Raw genomic sequence first — 16,621 nt, 5'->3', positions numbered from 1 at the left:
AACGGCCCGTGACAGCCACTCCCTGAAGGAACCCGCTATGCCGTACTTCGAGTCCGCCACCGACCGCACCCGCCTCCACTTCGTCGACTACGGCCCCTCGGACGGCCCCGTCATCGTCTTCGTCAACAGCTCGTACTTCGGTACCGAGATGTGGGAGCACCAGATGCTGCCGCTGGCGGCCGAAGGCTTCCGCTGCGTCGGCTTCGACCGCAGGGGACACGGCAGGTCCGAGGACGTCTGGGGCGGCTTCGACCTCGACACCCTCGCCGGGGACCTGGGATCGCTGCTCGATCACCTGGACCTGCGCGACATCACCTTGGTCGGGCATTCGATCGGCGCGGTCGAGGTGGTCCGGTACCTGACCCTTCGCGGTACCGACCGGGTGGCGCGCGTCGCCCTCGTGGCCGGAATCGCCCCGGGGCCGGCCCGCTGCGCGGACCACCCGGAGGGACTGGACCCGGAGCTGATCCGCGGATTCAACGAGACCTTCCGGCAGGACCGTGCACAGTTCTTCGCTGACGGCGCCAACGCGTTCTTCGCCCGCCACCTGCCCGGCCCGCAGGTGTCGGACGCGTACGTGGCGTACATGGTGGACCGCTGCCACGGGGCAACGGCGCGCGCTGCCAACGCCCTGGGGGACCTCCTCCCCTCCCTGAACCTCGTCCCGGAGCTGGTGAAGATCGACTGCCCGGTCCTCGTCATCCACGGATCGGACGACGCCTCCGCCCCCGTGGCCCTCACGGGCCGCCGCGCGGCCGACCTGATCCCGGGGGCGGAGCTGCACGTGTACGAAAACGCGGGTCACGGACTGTTCGCTACCCACGCGGACCGCCTCAACGACGACCTGCGCGCCTTCGCCTTCGCCCGCGCCTGACGGTTGAACCCACGCCCCCCGAAAGTGCGTGGGCTTCCGCCCCGCCTTGCCACCGAGGCGCTCATCTGGGCGGTGTTTGCACAAGGACCGCTACCCAGACACCCCGAACCGAGGGAGTTCTACCGCCATGACCGTCCAGCTCACCCGTCCCGCCCTGACCATCGAGGCCGCACCCTGTCCTACCTCGACTTCGGCGGAACCGGCCGCCCCCTGGTGGCTCTGCACGGCCACCTCTCCGAAGGGGCGTCCTTCACCGCCCTCGCTGCCGCCCTCGGGCCCGAGTGGCGGGTGATCGCCCCCGACCAGCGCGGCCACGGCGACTCCGACCGCGCCTCCGAATACACCCGCGCCGGCTACGTCGACGACCTCCTCGCCCTCCTCGACCACCTCGGCGTCGACCGTGCGGTCTTCCTGGGCCACTCCCTCGGCGCGTTCAACACCTACCACCTGGCCGCCGAACGCCCAGAATTGGTCGAGGCCCTGATCAGCGTCGACACCGCCGTCGACCTCCCCGACCACGGCACCAGCCCCCTTGCCTTCGTCCTCAACTTTCCTTACACCGCAGCCACCCGCGAGGAACTGGCCGCCGCCTGCGGCCCCCTGGCCGCCGTCCTCGGCCCCGTGCTGCGCCCACTGCCCGGCGGCGCCGGCTGGCGGCTGCCCTTCCACCCGCAGGACACCGTCGACTCCGAGAACCTCGTCCACGGAGACCACTGGAAGCAGTGGCTCGCCACCGACTGCCCGGCGCTCCTGATCCACGGGCTGCGCAGCCAGGTCCTTCCCGCCGAGCAGGCCCAGCTCGTGTGCTCCCGGCGCCCCGGCACGGTCTACCGCTCCCTGGACACCGACCACTTCGTTCAGCAGGCCGACCCCGAGGGCTTCGCCACCGCGGTTCGGGAGTTCCTCGCGAGTATCTGAACCACCCGCATCACCGCTGGGCCGGAGCCGGCAGCGATGCCCCGGCTCGTACACCTCACGACACACAGGTACGGGCCGAGCCGCCCAGCCTGCGCGGAGCACGACGTCTTCCTCCCTCCGCGGCGGCTCAGCCCGGCAGTGCGCGGCACACTCGGCGCTCAGCTGGGTGTGGTCTCCGAGGCCGGAGACCTCGTGGTCGAAGAACGCCCCGAATACCTGTCCACCTTGCTGGGCAGTCCGGGCAGCCTGCCTCCGATGCCCCCCCGTGGGGTAGCCGACGTCCGAGTGCCCGTGTCTGCCGGCCATCCAGGACCTGGGCCCACAGAACAGAGCGCGGCGCGTACTCCGGAGTCCACCCCGGAGCGCATCCCGCGCCCGCACGCGGCATGCGCACCGGCGCCGTCGAGGTCGCTGCGGACGGTGCCCGCCTCGCGGAGCTCGCCGCCCTCGTCGACAAGGGCGTGCTGACGCTGCGCGTCGCGGAGTCCCACCCTTTCGACGAGGCCGCCAAGGCCCACGCCCGGCTGGCCGAAGGCGGACTGCGCGGCCGCCTGGTCCTGGTCCCCTGATCCGGGGCCGGCCGGCCCGCCGGGCCCTCGTACAGTGCCCGACGAAGATCACCGACCTGCAGCCGGGCGACCCCCGCCCGGTGTCCGGCCTGCTGTCGGTCCTGCTCGACTTCGACGAGCCGCTGGACCGACCGTGGGACCGTCAGGTCCCGCCGCCAGTCGGGGAGTCGTCGGCGCGGGGCCGGGCTCGCGGGAGTCTGGGCGCGCTGCGGTACCTCGGCCACTCCGGTGCCGGGATCCGGGCCGGGTGGTCAGGTATCCCTCCTCGGCCAGCTGGTCATGGGCGGCAGCGACGGTGCCGCGCGAGAGTCCGAGTTCCTTGGCCAGCCCCCGGGTGGACGGCAGGAGCGTCCCGGCCGGCAGGCGTCCCTGGCGGATCGCCTCCCGGAGCTCGGACTCCAGGCCGCAGCGCCGCCCGCCGACGGGGTCGAGGGAGATGTGCAGGTCGAGCCGGGAACTGGACCAGGAATTCGACATGGAACCGGATCTTAAGCCTGGTCCGGTATCCGGCTACGTTCGAGACGACACGAAAGGGACCACCACCATGGCTCACGGACACCGCTTCTCCGACCGCCACGAACCCGACCACACCGCTGTGCGGGTCGCCCTGTGGCGTGCACTTCACGTCCATGCAGACGCCCCGCCCCACGTGCTCGACGACGAGATCGGGCTGAAACTCGCCGATCCTGGGGAAGACTGGCGTGAGCGCGGCGACATGACGATGCCGGGCATCGAGGGCGTCCGCGCGTCCATGGTCGCCCGTGCCCGCTTCGTCGAGGACCTCGTCGCCGAGCGCGCCGACGCAGGCGTGACGCAGTACGTCATCCTCGGCGCGGGTCTGGACACCTTCGCCCAGCGACGCCCCGAACTCGCCTCCCGCCTCAGCCTCTTCGAGGTCGACCAACCGGGCACGCAGGCGTGGAAGCGGCGGCGCCTGGCCGAACTCGGCTACGACATCCCGTCCTGGCTGACGCTGGTGCCCGTCGACTTCGAGGGCGGCGACTCGTGGTGGGAGCGGCTGACCGCCGCCCGGTTCGATCCGGCGAAGCCGACGGTCGTCGCGTCGACCGGCGTCAGCATGTACCTCACGCACGAGGCCAACAGTGCGACGCTGCGCCAGGTCGCCGCGCTCGCATCCGGGTCCGTGTTCGCCTCGACGTTCCTGATGCCGCTCGACATGCTCGACCCGGATCAGCGGCGGGTCCAGGAGTTCTCGATGCGCAACGCCGCCGCGTCGGGTACGCCGTTCGTCAGCCTGTACTCACCCGACGAGATGCGGCAGGCAGCCCTGGAGGCGGGATTCGTGCGGGCCCGGCACGTGTCCTCCGACGACATGGCCGCCCGGTACTTCGCCCACCGCCACGACGGCCTGCGCCTGCCGAGGGCCGAACAGTTCCTCGTCGCCGAGGTGTAGCCGGGACGCTCTCATGAGATATGCCTCTGAGGGATTCACTGTCGGACCTCGCCGCTATGTTGATCGGATTACCTCAGAGGGGAGGGAGCGCAGTCGTGGAGCACCCGGGCATCGCAGCCCTCACACAGATCATGTCGCCGGAGTACGGTGCGGACGAACAGGTCGACTGGGCTGCCGCTGAAGCGACCTGGCACGTTCGCTTTCCCGCTGACTACAAGACGTTCATGTCTGTCTACGGCGGCGGCTCGATCAACGGCGAGGCCAGCGTCCTGCTTCCCCTCCCTACGGAAGGCATTCAATGGGACCCCAGCGGCATGGCAGGGGAGACCGAGAATGCCCGCTACGGCTGGGAAGTGGAGGGCGGCCGGGCCGCTCTCGATGTCGATCCGGGGCACATTCTCGCCTGGGGGGTCACCTCCGGGCCAGACATTCTCTGCTGGCTGACCGAAGACAGTGACCCGGACCGCTGGCCGGTCCTGGTCTACGGGCGACACACAAACCCGACCTTCACGATTCACACGGTCGGCATGGTCGAGTTTCTCCGTCGGTTGGTCCAGAAGGACCACGACCGGTGGTCGCCCTGGCCGATCAGCATCAGTGGTGAGCTCTGGAACTGCTCACCACCGACCTTCGTCCACTGGCGGGTGGAGCAACTCCGCTGGAAGGCAGGACTCGACCCTGCCACTGGCGAACCAGACCCCTACGCCGGCATGTTCCCTCGCTGAAGGTGCTCAACGAACTCATGACCAGCCCCAGCGAGATGACCGAACGCGATTACTTCTCCAGGCGGAACTGCGGGCTATCGGCCGGCAGGCGAGTGTGGGGACCGTTCAGCGGATGCGCAGGCGCTACCGCGAGCAGGGTCCCTGGCCGCGTCGACGAACGAGTCCACTGGCACCCGCGGCCGGTTGCGTCGGCGGGTGGAGGCGCTGCTGGCGGAACGGCATGGTCCGGGCACAGTGGCCTGTGGGGCCTGGTCGATCACCGTGCGACTCGGCTGTCCCCACCGACGGGACGGGCCGATAACAGGGTGGTGGCCGCCACCCTGCGATTCTGAAGGCAGGCCCCCCGCGGCGGATCGTGCTCCGGGAGCCCCGGAGCACGATCCGCCGGGACGGCCTGCCCGGAATGACCCGATGTGGTTGGCGCCGCGTGATGATCGGCCCGTGCTGCAGGTGCGCCGGATCGCCTACATCGGCCGCCCAGGGATCAGCCTGTCACCGGCCCGGCATACCATGACCGCCCATGAGCACGAGTGAGGACCGAAGACCCCTGGTCGACGGGCGTTTCCAATTGATCTCCCGGCTGGGCAGCGGTGGCATGGGCACGGTCTGGCGAGCACGTGACGTCGCCCTGGACCGCGACGTCGCCCTCAAGGAGGTCCGTCCGCCCGACCCCGCGGTCGAGGACGCGACCCCGGGACTCACCGCGCAGCTGCGCGAACGGTCCGTTCGCGAGGCGAGGGCGCTGGCGCGACTGTCGCACCCGCACGTGGTGACGATCCATCACATCGTCGAGCCGGCGGACGGCTCGCACCCCTGGATCGTCATGGAACTCGTCGAGGGCCGCTCGGTGTACGACCGCCTCGACGAGGGGCCGATGCCCGTGCCGGAGGTCATCGCACTGGGAAGGCAGGTCCTGTCGGCCCTGCGGGCCGCCCACTCGGCCGGCATCCAGCACCGTGACGTCAAACCCGCCAACGTCCTGCTGCGCCGCGACGGCAGCGCCGTCCTGACCGACTTCGGCATCGCCGCGTTCGGCGAGGCGACGTCACGCCTCACCTCCACGGGTGACCTGATCGGCTCGCCCGAATTCATCGCCCCCGAGCGAGTGCGGGGCGAGGAGGGCAATCCGGCCTCCGACCTGTGGTCGCTCGGCATGCTCCTGTACGTGGCGGCCGAGGGCCACCATCCCCTGCGTCGCGCCACCAGCCTCGCGACCCTGGTGGCGGTGCTCGACGACCCCATCCCGCCGCCGGTGAGATCCGGTGCGCTGACACCCGTACTCACTCAGCTCCTGGTCCGCGATCCCGCGCTGCGACCCGACGGGGCCCGCCTGGAGCAGCTGCTGGCCGACCCAGCGGCAGCGCAGCCCGCCACCGGAGCACCGGTGGGAGGCGTCCCCGGCCCGTTCACCGCGCCCCGTCAGCACCCCGCGTACACGCCGCCCGCGTCCCCGGCCTGGACGCCGCCGACCGTCCCGTCCCACGTCGCCCCGGGGGGCGGTGTGTTCGGTCCGCCCACGCCACCCGCGACGCCCCGGCCGCGCCGCCGCACCGCCGCGCTCGCCGTCCCCCTCGGACTGGCAGCGGCCGCGCTCGTCGTCGCCGGAGTCCTGAAACTGCTGCCCGACGGTGGCTCGCGTGACGACGCCGACGGATCGGCCGGCGGCACCACCGCGTCCACCGGCGACCGCACCCCGGGCACCGGTAACCGCACTCCGTCCACCGACAGCGGGAAGACAGCCGGCGCCAGTGGGGGCTCCGGCACCCCCGTCACCAAGGGCACGCTGCTGACCACGGCGAACGCCCGCTCGGTCGTCGAGTCCTTCCGCAAGGTCAGCGGCACCACGCGGATGAAGGAGCTGACGATCTACGAGGAGTACGCCCTGGCCGAGATCCCGACCCGGCCCGGCGCGAAGACCTACGACGAGTACGAGTTCCGCAACGGCGTCGCCCGGCGCACCGGCCCCGGCGGCACCATCAGCGCCGACGCGGCGGACGAGCAGCCCTTCGACGCAGCCGCCATGCCCTGGGCCGGCCTTCCCGCGCTGATGAAGCGCGGCGAGGGCGAACTGCGGGTGGAGCGCCCGACCATGCGCTACGTCATCGCCGACCGCTGGACATTCAACGCCGACCAGCCGACGCTGCGCTTCTACTTGATCAACGAGTACAGCGCGGTCGGCTACCTCGCCGCGGGCACCGACGGAAAGGTCGTGGCGAGCCACCCGTCGTCCTGAGACGGGCCGGTTCCCCGACGGGCCTGGTGGGGCGGCCCCGGGCCGCGTGCCCGCCCCACCGCACTCCCGGTCGCCGCAGGGCGACCGCACACTCACGCCATTGTGTGACTCAAATATGACGGACTGTGCCTTCCGTTGATCAAATTTTCCCGTGATGGCGACTGACTGTGTGTACGTTGTGACGGCTTGCATGGGGAGTGTGAGCGTTGCGGGCCCCCAGGGTCTGCTGTTGCTGCTCTGGGGAGGGCGCGGTGCGCATGCGCGGCGAAAAGTTCGGCGGACCACATCTCGCCGCATGCCGGCGGTCGGTGACGGTCGGCGTGCTGGTCCTGGCGTTGGCGGGCGGGACGGTGTCGGCCGAGGCGGCGCCGCCGGCGCCGTCCGGGTCACCGACGGTGGCGCCGAGTGCACAGACGCCTCGCGCGGCCACCTCAGTTGCGCCGTCCCCCGGGCTGTCCGCGGAGTCGTCGCCTTCTGCGTCCCCGAAGCGGAAGCCGACGGCCGGGCCGGTCAAGTCGTCTGCGAAGACCGCGGCCGCCGCAGCGGCCGGGGCGGTCAGCGATGCGATCTACGCCTACGACGCGACCGGCCGTCTGGTGGGTGTCACGGACCCGGGTGGCGAGACGGCGCGCTACCGCTATGACCCGGCCGGCAACCGCCTGGGCATCGACCGCTTCGCGTCGAGCACGCTGTCCGTGCTGTCACTGGTCCCGGTGCGGGCCAAGGCCGGTGCACAGGTGACGCTTTCGGGCACCGGCTTCTCCACGACTCTCGCATCGAACGCGGTCTCCTTCGGAGGCAAGGCGGCCACGTTGGTGTCGGCCTCGCCGACACGCTTGGTGGTGAAGGTTCCGACCGGCGCCGTGAACGGGAAGGTGTCGGTCACGGTCGGCGCCACGACCGTCCAGTCAACCGAAACGTTCACTCTCGCGACGTCGGCCCCTTCGATCACCGCGATGGAGCCGGCAACGGGTGCCGTCGGCACGCAGGTGACGCTCACCGGCAGCCGCTTCGCCACCGCGTTGACGGACAACGTCGTGCGGTTCGGTGGCGGCCTCGTCGCCGAGGTGACCGCCCGCACATCCACCACCCTGACGGTCAAGGTCCCGCCGGGCGCGGTCACGGGCCCGGTGGAGGTGGCGACCGCTGATGGCCTGACCGCATCCACGGCCACTTTTGCCGTGCAGTCGACTCCGCCCGAGTTCGAGACCACGGTCGTCACTTCGGTGACGGATGCGAATCCGCCCACGGTGGCCATCACGACCCCGGGCAACAAAGCGAAGGTCCTGTTCGATGCCGACCGCGGGGACGACGTCAGCTTCGGCTTCAGCCAGTCGACGTTCAACCAGGGTCTGACGCTCTCGCTGTTCGACCCACAGGGGCAGCCGGTCGTCAACAGTGCCTACGTCGGAGCGTCCGGCGGCGACTGGGATGTCCGTTCCCTTCCCATGTCCGGCCGCTTTTCGCTCGTCATCAATCCGGGCTCGAGCAACATCGGAGCGGCCGCGGTCACTTTGTCCTCCCCGACCGGCGGAACGCTCGACTTCGCCGCAGCCCCCGCTTCGACGAATATCACTCGCCCCGGGCAGGACGGGCGCTGGACCTTCAACGCCGTCATGGGACAGTCGCTGAGTCTGGGCCTGGACTCGGCGGGCATGACCAAGAGTTCGTACGGCCGCCTGTACGGGCCTGACGGCAACGAAGTCGACGGCACAGCGAAGTATCTGTCGGCGAAGTCGACCGCCTCGATCGACATCGACGCGCTCTCCGCCACGGGCACGTACACGCTGGTGATCGACCCTGATGAGGCCGGAACGGGCACAGTGGCGGTGACCGGCTCGACGTACGCACAGGCCGGAGTGATCGACTCCGCCGGTCCGGAGGTGAGCCTGGCGATCGCCCGGCCTGGCCAGAACGGGCGGGCCACGTTCACCGGTGAGGGGGGCCATAAGCTCCACCTCGGGCTGAAGGCCGCCGGATTCGCCTCCATCCTGAGAGCCACAGTCACGGGGCCGAGCGGTGCAGAACTCGACTCCGCATTCCTCTCGTCCGGGTCGGACAAGGCGTGGGACCTCCCCGTCCTGCCGGCCACCGGCACCTATACCCTCACGGTTGCCCCCTCCGGTGCGGAGACGGGCACGCTGAAGATGCTGTTGTCGCGGACGCTGGAGGCGGCCCAGCTGGCTACCACTGGTGGGCCGGTTGCGGTGACGATCGGCCGGTTCGCTCAGAACGCGGAGTCGGTGTTCCAGGGTGTGGCGGGCAATGACCTGTCACTCGCTGTCGCAGCCAACACCTTCTCCACCACCGTGTACGTCAGCGTGAGCGCGCCTTCCGGCGCGGTCGTCGTTCGTGAGGAGTACATCTCCGCCGGCTTTGCTGCCACCATCGGCCTATCAAACCTTCCCGAAACAGGAACGTATCGGGTGGTGGTGGACCCGTATGCGGGGGCAACGGGCTCCTTGACACTGACGTTGTCGGCGGATTTGCCGGCGCAGTTGACGGCCCAGGGCGCAACGGTGCCCTTCGATGTGAAGCGTCCGGGGCAGCGGGTCAGGGGGATGTTCAACGCCGCAGCCGGCGACGACCTGTCCGTCGGGCTGACGGCCAACACCTACACCCAGGCCCTGCGTGTCTGGGTGATGGCACCGTCCGGCAAGATCGTCATCAACGACAACTGGGTATCAGCTGGATTCAGCGAATCGTTCGGACTGCCGGATCTTCCGGAGGCGGGCATCTACACGGTGCTGGTCGCTCCGAAAGACGCGGGCGCCGGTTCCTTCGCCCTCACCCTGTCGGCGGACCTGCGTGTGGCCCTGGCCGCCGATGGCGCTTCGGCTCCCACGACGCTGGGACGCGCCGGCCAGCACATCCGGGCCGAGTTCACCGCTCCGTCCACCCCTTCGATCGGCTTCGCCGTCACGGGCAGCACGATGCCGAAGGGCACAGAGGTCTGGCTGGTCGGCCCAAGCGGCGGAGCCGGTACATATCTCACCACCATCATCTCGGAGTGGGACAGGCCCTCATACCTGACGGGGCTGACCGCAGGTGCTTCCTACGCGCTGCTGCTGAAGCCAGCCGAAGCCGTCACCGGCGGCATGACGTTGTGGCTGTCCAAGCCGGTGGACGCAGGCACCCTCTCCGCGGCTTCGCCCACGGGCCAGGGGGCGACGACCCGGCCCGGCCAGGAAATCCGCTATACCTACAGCCCCGCCGCGGGTGACGGCGCGGCGGTCACCTTCTCCACCACGGTCACGGGAACTCCCAGCGTCGCACTCGTCACCCCGAGCGGGACCGTACAGAACAACGTCGCCTACATCTCGGGCGCAGGCGAAGTCGATCTGCGCGCACCTCTGGCTGCCGGCACCTGGCAGATCCTGGTACGCCCGGACACTCCCGTCACCACCGGCACGACGCAGGCCACCTTGCGGCCCGATGCCCTCGGCGGTGCGCTGACGACCGGCGGCGCGAAACTGCCCGCGGCGATCACCGCGGCCGGGCAGAACGGCCGCTTCACCTTCACCGGCACCAAGGACCAGCTCCTCACCCTCACCCAGGACGCGGCCCCGTTCGGATGGTGGCTGTCCGTCTACGGGCCGGACGGCAAGTGGCTCATCGATGAGCGCGACATAACCCAGTCGGCGCTCTCGACCGATCTTCCCAAGCTGCCCGCCACCGGTACGTACACGGTGACGGTCGACTCCCAGTACCAGGCCACGGGCACCCTTTCTCTGGGACTCAAGACCACGGGTTCCGCCGTCGCCCGCACAGCCCCGCGCACCGCCGATCCCAAGGCCAAGGCTGCCAAGTCGGCTCCGGCTCCCGCTCCATCGCATCCTGCTGTCGTGCCGACCGGGGCGGATGCCTGGCAGCCGGGGAAGCCGAACCTGGCCGGCCAGGACTGGATCGCCGCCCGAGGTGACGCCCCCAAAGCGCCGCCGACCCTGCGCGCGCCGCCGAAGTCGACCGCGCTGACGGGCCATGTGCTGAAGCTGGACGGCAAGCCGCTGGCCAAGGTGACCGTCACCGTCGGCGGCAGGACGACCCGCACCGACTCCCTGGGCCGCTTCCTCCTGACCGGCATCAGCGCGGACGCGACGACGGTGGTGGTGGACGGGGCGAGCGCGAACACCAGGAGCCGGCAGTACGGCCGTTTCGACATCCGCATCCACCCGAAGTCCGGCCAGAGCGTCGATCTGGGCTTCCCGGTGTGGATGACACCGCTGGACACGAAGCACACGGTGAAGTTCGCCGCTCCGGCCAGGACCGAGGTGGTCCTGAAGACCCCGCAGATCCCCGGCCTCGAAGTAAGGATCCCCAAGGGCTCGGTGGTCCGTGACGAGAAGGGCCGCCCGGTCACCGAACTGGGCATCACGCCGATCCCGATCGACCGGCCGCCGTTCCCGCTGCCGAAGAACAGCGTGGTGCCGGTCTACTTCACCGTGCAGCCCGGCGGCACCTATGTCTTCCCCAAGGGCGCCCAGGTCATCTACCCCAACTACACCCGCGAAGCCCCCGGCACGCAGGTGGAGTTCCTGGACTACGACCCCAAGAAGAAGGGCTGGTACGTCTACGGGCACGGCACCGTCTCCCGGGACGGCCGCCAGGTCGTCCCGGACGCCGAGACCCGCGTATGGGCCTTCCACGGCGCCATGTTCAACACCGACGACTGGCTGCCCTGGCTGACCCCCTGGCTCAAAGACGCCCTCGACTGGCTCTCCGGAGACCCGGTCGAGCTGTCCACGGGCATGCTCACCGACTCCCGTACCGACCTTGCCGTCGCGGACCCGCTCGGCTCGGCGGAGGTCACCCGCACCTACTGGCAGGGCGACACCCGCAAGCGCGCTTTCGGAGTCGGACGCGACCTCTCCTACAACGCCTTCCTGCACTCACAGCAGCAGTACCAGGAAGTCGACCTGTATCTCCCCGGCGGGGGAAAGGTCCACTTCACCCGCACCTCACCGGGCACCGGTTACAAGGACGCTGTCTTTGAACCCCAGGACACCGCGAGCGAGTTCCGGGGAACGAAGATCGTCAACAAGGACGGTCAGTGGGAGATGCGCTTCCGCGACGGCGCAGTGTGGATCTTCCCGCAGTACGCGCCGCTCAAGGAGATCCGCGACCGTTACGGCAACACCACCAGGATCACCCGCCTGAACGGGATCAAGGGCGAGATCACCCAGGTCACCACGCCAGGCGGTCGATGGGTCGGCTTCGAGTACGACGCCGAACACCGCATCAAGACAGCCCGGGACAACACCGGCAGGACCACCCTTTACAGCTACGACAGCGCGGGCCGGCTGGACACCGTCACGGACCCGGCGGGCAAGGTCAGCGCCTATACCTACGACGGTACGTCCCACCGCGTTGCCACGGCGAAGGACGCACGCGGCATCGTCTACATGACCAACACCTTCGACACGGACGGACGAGTCAAGGAACAGACGCTCACCGAGGGCCAGAAGTACACCTTCGCTTACACCAAGGACAGTGCCGGCAAGGTCACATCGACATCAGTGACCCAGCCGGGCGGCGCCGTCCGCCGGGTCGACTTCGACGCCACCGGCTACGGCATCAAGGACACTCAGGCCCACGGCACGACCCTGTCCCGCACCACCACGTACACCCGCAACGCGGCCAATCACCGTATCGACGCGGTCACGGACCCCTACGGTCGGCGTACCAAGCTCACCTATGACGCCAACGGCTACGTCACCTCCACGACCGAACTCGACGGCACAGCCCAGGCGCGCAACTCCGGCACGACCGTCTTCGACGGGCCGTTCGACCAGCCGACCAAGTCAACCGACCCGCTCGGCAACGCGACGCTGCTCACGTACGACGCCGCGGGGAACCTCGATACGGTCACTGATCCCGAAGGCCGCGTCACCAGCCTCGACTTCATGCCGGACGGGCAGCTCAAGTCCGTCACGGACCCCGCCGGCGCGATCACCACGTACACCTACCGCCTTGGCGAGCTGACGGCGGTGAAGGATGCCGAAGGCCGTACGAGTGGGCAGTTCCTCGACGCGGCAGGCCGCAGCACCACGATCAAGGACGCGGCCGGTTCACTCAGCCGGATCACCTACGACAAGCTGAACCAGACCCGCACCGTCACCGATCCGCTCGGTCAGAAGATCGCCTTCGGTTACGACGACAACGGCAATCTGACCACCCTGACCGACGCCCGCAACAACGTCACCACCTGGGCGTACGACCAGGCCGACCGGCCCAAGACGGCCACCGACCCCCTCGGCGCCACCGCGTCCTTCGCATACCACCCCGCCGGGCAGATCGCGACGGTCACCAACCGCCTGGGCAAGGTCGCCACCGCGCAGTACGACCTCCTCGGCCGGGCCGAGAACACCAAGTACGGCGTCGACATCGCGGGACAGGCCGAATCGACCGTCACATACACCTACGACGCGGTCGGCCTGCCCAAGGCCGTTACCGACACTGCCAACGGCAACCAGTCCTTCACCTACGACGCCTACGACCGGACCAAGAGCGTCACCGGTCCCACAGGCACCGTCGGCTACGACTACGACGCCGCCGACCGCCGTAAGCAGATGACCGCGGCCGGCACCACCACCCTGTACGGCTACGACAAGTCGAGCATCCTCACCAGCGTCAGGACCGGTACGCAGGAAGTCTTCTTCGGCCTCTACCCGACAGGCCTGGAGAAGACCGCGACGATGCCCGGCGGCACGGTCCGCACGACCGTCTACGACAAAACGGGTATCACCAAGTCCATCTCCTACGCCCGCGGCACCACCGCCATCGGCGACCTGAACTACACGCGGGACGTCCGGGGCCTGCAGACCCGCCTGAACGGCAGCCTCGCCGGCGTCGGCCTCCCGGCCGCCGAAACCGGATCGGTCTTCGGCAAGGACAACCGCCTCACCACGTTCAACGGCCGCACCTTCACCTATGACACCGAAGGCCGGCTCAAGGACGACGGACAGCGCACTTACACCTGGAACACCCGAGGCCGGCTCACCGGACTGACAAAGACCGGCGGCAGCTCCTCCTCCTTCGGTTACGACGCGCTGGGCACCCGCACCAGCAAGACCCTCGCGGGCGCGACCAGCAAATTCCTGACCGACGGCTCCAACGCCCTTGTCGAACAGACTGGCACAGGCACCACCGCGGCCACCGTCGCCACCTCGGGCCTGGACGAATACCTCACCCGCACCGAGAACGGCCAGACCCAGACCTACCTCACCGACGCCCTCGGCACCGTCGTCGGCTTGGCCAACGCCGACGGCACCATCGCCACCCGCTACACCTACGACCCCTACGGGCAGCCCACCACCACCGGCGCCGCATCCACCAACCCCTACACCTTCACCGGCCGCGAAAACGACGGCACAGGGCTCCTCTACTACCGCAACCGCTACTACGACCCGGAGACCGGCCGGTTCATCTCCCAGGACCCGATCGGCCACGCGGGCGGCGCCAATCTCTACCAGTACGCGCTCAGCTCGCCGACCACGTACACCGACCCGAGCGGCAACAATCCTCTCCTCGGTTGCGCCATGGGCGGACTGGTCGACGGCGGCATGGACTGGGGAATGCAACGCCTGTCCGGTCGCAAGGTCAACTGGGGCCAAGTCGGACGCGCCGCGGCCATGGGGTGCGCCTTCGGGATGGTCGGTGCCGGAATAGGTGCCAAACTCGGGGCGCGGCCTGGACTCGAAAATATGGGTTCAGGCACAGGAAACGTGTGGGTGGCAGATCTCAGTATTCTCAGTGGGAAGACCGCAAAGTCCAGGAATCGAGCAATTTCAGCCATAATCTCCGAGGATTTTCCGCATCTCAGGCTCACTCATTTTCCTCAATATAGTCCGTGGGTCAACACGGGAATCGCTCCAGTGAGAGGCGGTACGCACATAGGGGTGAAGCGGTTTTCGAGCCGTGCGGATCTTCGTAGGACGATCGTCCACGAGGAACTTCATCATCGTTGGTATGGTCGCGGAGTTCCCGCAGGAACGCATCACCCTCGTGACGGGTCTGGCTTGTCTGATAAATTTTATGGAGCAGTGGATAGGTACATGAGGATGAGGGGTTGGGAGTGATTGAGCAAGCGGTGCGGCTAACTGGGGCATGCATTAGCTGCGGAAAACAACATGAGGGCTGGGCGGTCCAGCTGGTTAAGGAAGATCGACTTCGCTGGGAAGTCGAGTGGGCGTGCGATGCCTGCGGAATCGTGGAGGACGGTGACTGGGGTCCAGCCCCTGAAGGGGTTCGCCGCATACTTCTAGAGCAGCACGGTTACTATTGTCTTAGTCTCACGAGAGCTGTGACTTCTAAGGGGAAGATTCTCAAAGCTTTTCGTGATGCTCTTGCTTTGCCGATTAGGGAAGCGCAAGCAGCTGCGAGTGATTTGTTGGCCGCCGAATATCGAGGTACCCGCGTAGAGGTGACGCTAGTGGGGAAATTCCTGGAAGGGGCGGGGGGTGCTGTTAATATTCAGAAATGTGATTCATGAGGGGGTCGAGGCTATTACCTGATGCCGTTCAGTGGGCTTAGGCTGGACGGCGGCGCTGAGGAACCGCTGGTGGCGGCTGGGTGGAAGTGACTTCGTTGCGCTAGTCGTCCACTGGCTAGGTAGCGGGGTCGGCTGCTGACCTACTGCGGACAGCGATCAAGGCAAGCCACTGCACAGGTCGGGCGTGGCACGGCAGCGCACAAGGTCGCGCTCGGGCTCCGATACTGCGGGGGGCGAGCGACACTCTGGGGGACGTGGGGAATGGCTCAGTTCAGTCGGCGGACCGTGCTCATAAGCGGCTCCGCGGCCGGCGCCCTGGCAGTGGGCGCCGCCGGGGCGGCGGCGATCTCGTCGGTTGAGGATGAGTCCGGGAGCACGGCAGATGGTGTCCCGGAACTGCTCAAAGGCGTGGCTCCGCCGCCGCAAGTATCGCTCTTGGCACTCGATTGGGTCGACCGGGAGTCGATCCCTGTTTCTGCACTCCGCCTACTGCGGTCCGTCCTTGACGAAGTGCGTCCTGAAGCTGGTCATGCCGCGTTCGCTGTCGGCCGCAGCCTCTTCTTGGCCGGCACAAGCCTCCCAAAGAGACTGGCGTCCATGCCCTCATTCCCTGGGGATGTGCTGGATCATGCGCACTCGCACGGGGACGTGTTGGTTCAGGTGGCGGCAGCCACAAACGCCGCAGCGCGCAAGGCTGCAGAGAGCCTGATCAAGGGCGCGACAGGCTGGCGGGTCCGGTGGCGGATCGACGGGTTTCGGGCGGAGAACCGAGTGGAGGACGGGCGCGGGTTGGCCCGGAACCCGTTCCATTTCACCGAGGGGTTCGGGAATCCGGGCAGTGAGCGCGAGATCGTGGACCGTGCCATTGTCCGTGCTGATCAGGGCGAGCCGGCGTGGGCGGTGGGCGGCTCCTATCAGGTGGTTCGGATCATCAGGTTCGCGACCGAGCTGTGGGACAAGGACTCGGTCGAGGAGCAGGAGCGGATCATGGGCCGGCGGCGCGATGGCCGGTGGCTGGACGGAGCGCCGGTGGGGGAGGAGCCGAACTTCTCCGCAGACCCAGCGGGGAGGCTGACGCCGCTGGATTCGCATGTGCGTCTTGCTGCTCCGGATCGGCGTAAACCGCCGCCGATCGTGCGCCGCAGCTTCAGCTACGACCGCGGCAATGGAGATACCGGCCTGATCTTCTCGTGCTTCCAACGGGACTTGTCCCATGGGTTCGAGGCGGTGCAGAAGCGCCTTCAAGGAGAAGCCATGGCCACGTACCTGCTCACCACAGGCGGCGGCTACTACTTCGTTCCGCCACCCGGCGACGGATGGCTCAGGGCCCTCCGCCAGCGCGGCGTGGGCGGCGCCGCGCCGGACTCTCGGCGATGACGACACCCAGCCGGTTCTTC

8 protein-coding genes and 1 pseudogene are annotated in these 16,621 nt (G+C 68.6%); 8 read left to right on the top strand and 1 reads right to left on the bottom strand.

The genetic code is table 11. The annotated features are described in order from the left end of the window. The first annotated feature begins 37 nt into the window (after positions 1–37). The 3 genes and pseudogenes from ACZ7J0_RS27775 to ACZ7J0_RS27765 form a co-directional block, all read left to right on the top strand. Positions 38–874: an alpha/beta fold hydrolase gene (locus tag ACZ7J0_RS27775; protein WP_470891813.1), complete on the top strand. Its 837-nt coding sequence runs from the start codon at positions 38–40 to the stop codon at positions 872–874. 213 nt (positions 875–1,087) lie between these two features. Next, the gene (locus ACZ7J0_RS27770; protein WP_470891811.1) at positions 1,088–1,792 is read left to right on the top strand and encodes an alpha/beta fold hydrolase; all 705 of its coding nucleotides are present in this window, start codon (positions 1,088–1,090) and stop codon (positions 1,790–1,792) included. Positions 1,793–2,127: 335 nt separating this feature from the next. Then, a pseudogene (locus ACZ7J0_RS27765) lies at positions 2,128–2,361 on the top strand (zinc-binding dehydrogenase); the annotation flags it as partial. 48 nt (positions 2,362–2,409) lie between these two features. Here ACZ7J0_RS27765 and ACZ7J0_RS27760 read toward each other — a convergent pair. Further along, positions 2,410–2,838, bottom strand: coding sequence for a GntR family transcriptional regulator (locus ACZ7J0_RS27760; RefSeq protein ID WP_470891809.1), 429 nt, complete (start codon positions 2,836–2,838; stop codon positions 2,410–2,412). Positions 2,839–2,905: 67 nt separating this feature from the next. Here ACZ7J0_RS27760 and ACZ7J0_RS27755 point away from each other — a divergent pair, with 67 nt between their 5' ends. From ACZ7J0_RS27755 to ACZ7J0_RS27735, 5 genes are all read left to right on the top strand, one after another. Beyond that, entirely contained in the window at positions 2,906–3,775 is an 870-nt protein-coding gene (locus ACZ7J0_RS27755) for a class I SAM-dependent methyltransferase (protein WP_470891807.1), read from the top strand. Positions 3,776–3,870: 95 nt separating this feature from the next. Continuing rightward, positions 3,871–4,500, top strand: a complete 630-nt coding sequence (locus ACZ7J0_RS27750; protein WP_470891805.1) for an SMI1/KNR4 family protein — start codon at positions 3,871–3,873, stop codon at positions 4,498–4,500. 520 nt (positions 4,501–5,020) lie between these two features. Continuing rightward, positions 5,021–6,733, top strand: coding sequence for a serine/threonine-protein kinase (locus tag ACZ7J0_RS27745; protein WP_470891803.1), 1,713 nt, complete (start codon positions 5,021–5,023; stop codon positions 6,731–6,733). Positions 6,734–6,990: 257 nt separating this feature from the next. Then, positions 6,991–14,811 carry an RHS repeat-associated core domain-containing protein gene (locus tag ACZ7J0_RS27740; RefSeq protein ID WP_470891801.1) on the top strand — a complete coding sequence of 2,607 codons (7,821 nt, stop codon included), beginning with the start codon at positions 6,991–6,993 and terminating at the stop codon, positions 14,809–14,811. Between the two features lie 923 nt (positions 14,812–15,734). After that, on the top strand, positions 15,735–16,601 hold the full coding sequence (locus ACZ7J0_RS27735; RefSeq protein ID WP_470891891.1) for a Dyp-type peroxidase: 867 nt from the start codon (positions 15,735–15,737) through the stop codon (positions 16,599–16,601). Positions 16,602–16,621 lie beyond the last annotated feature (20 nt).

It is taken from the genome of Streptomyces sp. NPDC038280 (assembly GCF_055600045.1).
Note: the sequence above shows the minus strand (reverse complement) of the source record. Positions and strands in the feature narration are given on the sequence as shown.